The 4,482-nt window shown below is 71.4% G+C and carries 6 protein-coding genes; 1 reads left to right on the top strand and 5 read right to left on the bottom strand.

The annotated features are described in order from the left end of the window. The first annotated feature begins 54 nt into the window (after positions 1 to 54). A complete protein-coding gene (locus AOK24_RS46970; protein WP_338060976.1) occupies positions 55 to 270 on the top strand; it encodes a peptidoglycan-binding domain-containing protein in 216 nt (71 codons plus the stop codon). Here AOK24_RS46970 and AOK24_RS40905 read toward each other — a convergent pair. The 5 genes from AOK24_RS40905 to AOK24_RS40885 form a co-directional block, all read right to left on the bottom strand. After that, positions 267 to 1,241: an ABC transporter substrate-binding protein gene (locus AOK24_RS40905; RefSeq protein WP_055724975.1), complete on the bottom strand. Its 975-nt coding sequence runs from the start codon at positions 1,239 to 1,241 to the stop codon at positions 267 to 269. The two genes, AOK24_RS46970 and AOK24_RS40905, sit on opposite strands and share 4 nt — an antisense overlap. 20 nt (positions 1,242 to 1,261) lie before the next feature. Next, on the bottom strand, positions 1,262 to 2,017 hold the full coding sequence (locus tag AOK24_RS40900; RefSeq protein ID WP_055724974.1) for a heme ABC transporter ATP-binding protein: 756 nt from the start codon (positions 2,015 to 2,017) through the stop codon (positions 1,262 to 1,264). A 5-nt stretch (positions 2,018 to 2,022) separates the two neighbouring features. Beyond that, on the bottom strand, positions 2,023 to 3,063 hold the full coding sequence (locus AOK24_RS40895) for a FecCD family ABC transporter permease (RefSeq protein ID WP_055724973.1): 1,041 nt from the start codon (positions 3,061 to 3,063) through the stop codon (positions 2,023 to 2,025). Positions 3,064 to 3,313: 250 nt separating this feature from the next. Beyond that, positions 3,314 to 4,294, bottom strand: coding sequence for an RNA polymerase sigma factor (locus AOK24_RS40890; RefSeq protein ID WP_055724972.1), 981 nt, complete (start codon positions 4,292 to 4,294; stop codon positions 3,314 to 3,316). Further along, positions 4,294 to 4,482 (bottom strand): hypothetical protein (locus tag AOK24_RS40885; RefSeq protein ID WP_159052171.1); only part of this gene is annotated, 189 nt, incomplete at its 5' end. The genes AOK24_RS40885 and AOK24_RS40890, both read right to left, overlap by 1 nt.

Here is a 4,482-nt window from a genome sequence, read left to right as displayed (position 1 = left end):
AGATGTGAATAAGCGACAGCCCCCACCCAGGGCGACGACGACTCCCCGCGCGTCCTGCGCCTCGGCGACACCGGCCCCCAGGTCCGGGAGCTCCAGCTCCGCCTCAGGCAGCTCGGCCGGTACGACGGCGAGGCGACCGGCGTCTACGACGAGAACGTCCAAAGCGCCGTACGCACCTACCAGTTCACCCGCCTGATCCTCTCGGACGAGTCCGGCGTGTACGGCGCGACGACCCGCCAGTCGCTGGAGTCGGAGACGCAGCGGCCCTAGGAGGCGGTCTTCAGGTACGCGGCGAGCCGGGCGATGGCCGACGGGTTGCGGGGGCTCTCGACCAGGTCGACGTAGTCGAGGACGAAGATCCGCTTGTTCCGCACCGCCGCGACGTTCTTCAACGGGGCGTACGACAGGAGGAAGTTGCGCTTCTGCTCGGCGCTGACGTCCCCGTAGTCGCAGATCACGATGACGTCCGGGTTCCGTGCGACGACGGTCTCCCAGCCGACGGTCGTCCAGGAGTCGTCGACGTCGTGCGTGACGTTCTCGCCGCCGGCCGCGCTGATGATCTGGTCCGGCGCCGCGTACTTCCCGGAGGTGAACGGCGCGTCCTGGCCGCTGTCGTACAGGAACACCTTGGGGCGCTTCGCGGGGACCGCGACCTGGGCTATCTCCTTCTTGAAGGAGGCGATCAGGGTGGCCGCGCGCTGTTCGACGCCGAAGAGCTGCCCGAGGGTGGTGAGGTCGGTGTAGAGCGCCTCCAGCGGCGGCATGATGCCCCGCGAGGTCTCGGTACGGCCGTTGCGGCACGACTCGGTGAGGATGTACGAGGGGACGCCGAGCTTGGCGAGGGCGTCGGGGGTGAAGCCGCTGTCCTCGCGGAAGCCGTAGTTCCACCCGGCGAAGACCAGGTCGGCGCGGGCGTCGAGGACGTTCTCCTTCGTCAGCTGGTCCTTGGAGAGCCACTTGACCTTCCGGTACCCGTCCTTCCAGGGCACGCCGGTCAGGTCCCCCTTGTCGTCGGGCATCGCGAACCCGGCCATCCGGTCCTCGAGGCCGAGCGCGAACATCAGCTCGGTGATCCCGACGTCGTTGGTGACGACGCGTTCGGGCACGTGGTCGAAGGTGACCTTCTTCCCGCAGTTGGTGATGGTGACCGGCTTGGACGCGGGGGAGGACGCGGTCTTCTCCACGGAGGCCCCGCAGCCGGTGACGGTCAAGCACAGGGCGACGGCGGCGAGTTGACGCAGGGAGGGCACAGGGGGTTCCTTCACAGGCGGTCGAAGAGGAGTTGCACGGCGCCGGTGGCGGGGTGGCGCACGGGGTGGGCCCGGACGCCGAACACCTCGGCGAGCAGGGCGGGTCGGAGGACGTCCGCCGGAGTCCCGGACGCGACGACGCGGCCCGCGTCGAGGACGTACAGCCGATCGCAGTACGCCGCCGCGAGGTTGAGGTCGTGCAGCGCGGCGAGGACGGTGAGCCCGGCGTCGCGGACGAGGGCCAGGACGTCCAACTGGTGGGCGATGTCGAGATGGTTGGTGGGTTCGTCGAGGACCAGGACCCGGGGCTGCTGGGCCAACGCCCGGGCGATCAGGACGCGTTGGCGTTCACCGCCGGACAGCGCGAGGAAGCCCCGGTCGGCGAGGTGGCCGACGCCGGTCGCCGCCATGGCCTCCTCGCAGATCTTCATGTCCTCGGCGTGGCCGCGCCGTTCGTGCGGGAGGCGGCCCATCCCGACGACCTCGGTGACGGTGAAGTCGAACTCGGCGCCGGACTCCTGCGGGAGCGCGGCCAGCACCCGGGCGGCGGCGCGCGGCGCCATCGTCCGCAGGTCCTCGCCGTCGAGCCGTACGGTTCCGGCGGCGGGCCGCAGCGCCTGGTAGACGCACCTCAACAGGGTTGATTTCCCGCTGCCGTTGGGGCCGACGAGGCCGACGACCTCGCCGGGTCCCGCGGCGAGCCGTATGTCGTCCACGAGGCGTGCGCCCGCCGCCTCCACGCTCACGCCGTCCACGTCGAGCCGCATGCCGGTCACCACTTTCCGCCGAACGCGTGGCCGCCGCGCCGCATCAGCAGCAGGAACGCGGGGACCCCGACGACGGCCGTGATCACGCCGACGGGGAGTTCGGCGGGTGCGAGGAGCAGGCGGGACAGGATGTCCGCCCAGACGAGGAGGACGGCCCCGGCGAGCGGGGCGAGCGCGAGGACGCGGCGGTGGTCGGCGCCGACGGCCATCCGCACGAGGTGCGGGACCATGAGCCCGACGAACCCGATCGCGCCGCTGACGGCGACCAGCGTGCCGGTCACAGCGGCCGTCACGAGGAACAGCTCCCGCCGCAGCCGCTCCGGCCGCACCCCGAGGGAGGCCGCCGTCTCGTCGCCCATCGCGATCGCGTTCAACGCCCCGGCCCGCCGCCGCAGCCACGCCCACCCGGCGACGACGGTGACGGCGGCGATCGGCACCTGCGCCCACGTCGCCCCGCCGAGGCTCCCGAGCAGCCACATCATCGCCGAGCGCGCCGCCTCGCCCCGGGCGGCGCTGAACACCATCACGGTCGTGATCGCCTCGAACCCGTACGCCAGCGCCGTACCCGTCAGGATCAGGCGCAGCGGCGTGAGGCCGCGCGGGGTGCGGGCGACGGCGTAGACGAGAGCCATCGCGGCGAGCGCCGAGCCGAACGCGGAGACCGACAGGGCCCAGACGCCGAGCCCGGCGAAGGCGCCCATCAGGATGACGGCGTTGGCGCCGACGGCCGCGCCGGAGGAGATGCCGAGGACGAAGGGGTCGGCGAGGGCGTTGCGGACCATGGCCTGCACGGCGACGCCGACGGAGGCGAGGCCGGCGCCGGCGAACGCGCCGAGGACGACGCGGGGCAGGCGTATCTCCCAGACGATGGTGTAGTCGGCGGCGTCCCGCGCGGAAACGGTTCCGCCGGTCAGGCCGGCCCACAGGAGCTTCAGCGAGTCGGCGGCGCCAATGCCTGAGGCGCCGAGGACGACACCCGCGAGCAGGGAGATCAGCAGGAGCAGGGCGAGGGCAACGGTCAGCAGGGCGAGGGGGGTTCGGCGCACCGGCGGTCCTTCGGCTGAGGCCGCCGGAGGGACGTCACGCGGGAGACACGCCTTGCGGTCCCCTCTCGCAGTCCACGGCGAGCGGTCGTACGGGTCGCGTGCCGGCCGTGGGCGATCGGGCTCGCGCGGAAGCGTTTTTGCTGTCCGCGCACACCGTTGCGGGTCAGCGCCGGATTCTCACCGGACTTCCCCCGCGGGAGGCATGCGGAGCCTAACAAACCGGTCCGGCGCTTCCGTCCCGGGCCGCCCGTCAGTCGAGGTAGTCCCGCAGCGCCTGCGACCTGGAGGGGTGGCGCAGCTTCGACATCGTCTTCGACTCGATCTGCCGGATCCGCTCCCGCGTCACGCCGTACACGAGCCCGATCTCCTCCAGCGTGCGCGGCCTGCCGCCGAACAGGCCGTAGCGCAGCGCGATGATCCCCGCCTCGCGGGCGGTCATCTCCGCGAGCATCGCGCGCAGGGTCTGCTGGAGGAGGCCGAAGGCGACCTGTTCGACCGGGGAGGGCACGTCCGCGTCGACGATCAGGTCACCGAACTCGGTGCCGGAGTCGTCCGCGAGAGTGGTGTCCAGGGAGACGGGTTCCCGTGTGTAGCCGTCCAGTTCAGCGAGGCGTTCCACCGGTACGTCGGCCTTCTCCGCGAGTTGGGCGGGGGTGGGTTCGATTCCGGTGTCGTGAATAATCTCGCGGCGGACCCGCGCGATGCGGTTGATGATCTCCACCGCGTGGACGGGGACGCGGATCGTGCGGCCCTGGTCGGCCAGGGCCCGGCTGACGGCCTGCTTGATCCACCAGGTCGCGTACGTGGAGAACTTGAAGCCCTTCACGTAGTCGAACTTCTCCACCGCCCGGATGAGGCCCGTGTTGCCCTCCTGAATCAGGTCGAGGAAGGCGAGGCCACGGCCTGTGTAGCGCTTGGCGACGGAGACGACGAGGCGGAGGTTGGCCTCGACGAGGTGAGTCTTCGCGCGTCGTCCATCCTCGGCAAGAAGGGTCAACTCCCTTGCGTCGTAGGCGGTTTCCGCCGCCAGGAGGCGTTCCGCGTACAGTCCCGCCTCGATGCGTTTCGCGAGGTCGACCTCCTGGTCGGCGGTGAGGAGGCGGACGCGGGAGATGAGGCGGAGGTAGTCCTTCACGGGGTCGTCGGAGGCGCCGGCGGTGGTGAGGCGGGGTACGGGGGCGTCGTCGTCCTCTTCCTCCGGGGCCTGCTGTTCCAGGTCGAGCAGAGTCATCACGCCTCCGACGGGGAGTGCGGGGACCGGCCGGGGTGGGGTGCGACCTGTTCCGGGGCGCCCTCGACGACGGTCTGTCCGCTGTCCGGGCCCATGACCGGGAGGCCGGTGGTCGGTTCATCAAGGACGAAGAGGCTGCACATCCTGCGCGTGAGTTCGGCCGCGAGCTTCACGCGCTGGGCCTCGCC

The sequence above is a fragment of the Streptomyces niveiscabiei genome, from assembly GCF_001419795.1.
In the GTDB taxonomy this organism is placed as follows: Bacteria; Actinomycetota; Actinomycetes; order Streptomycetales; family Streptomycetaceae; genus Streptomyces; species Streptomyces niveiscabiei.
Note: the sequence above shows the minus strand (reverse complement) of the source record. Positions and strands in the feature narration are given on the sequence as shown.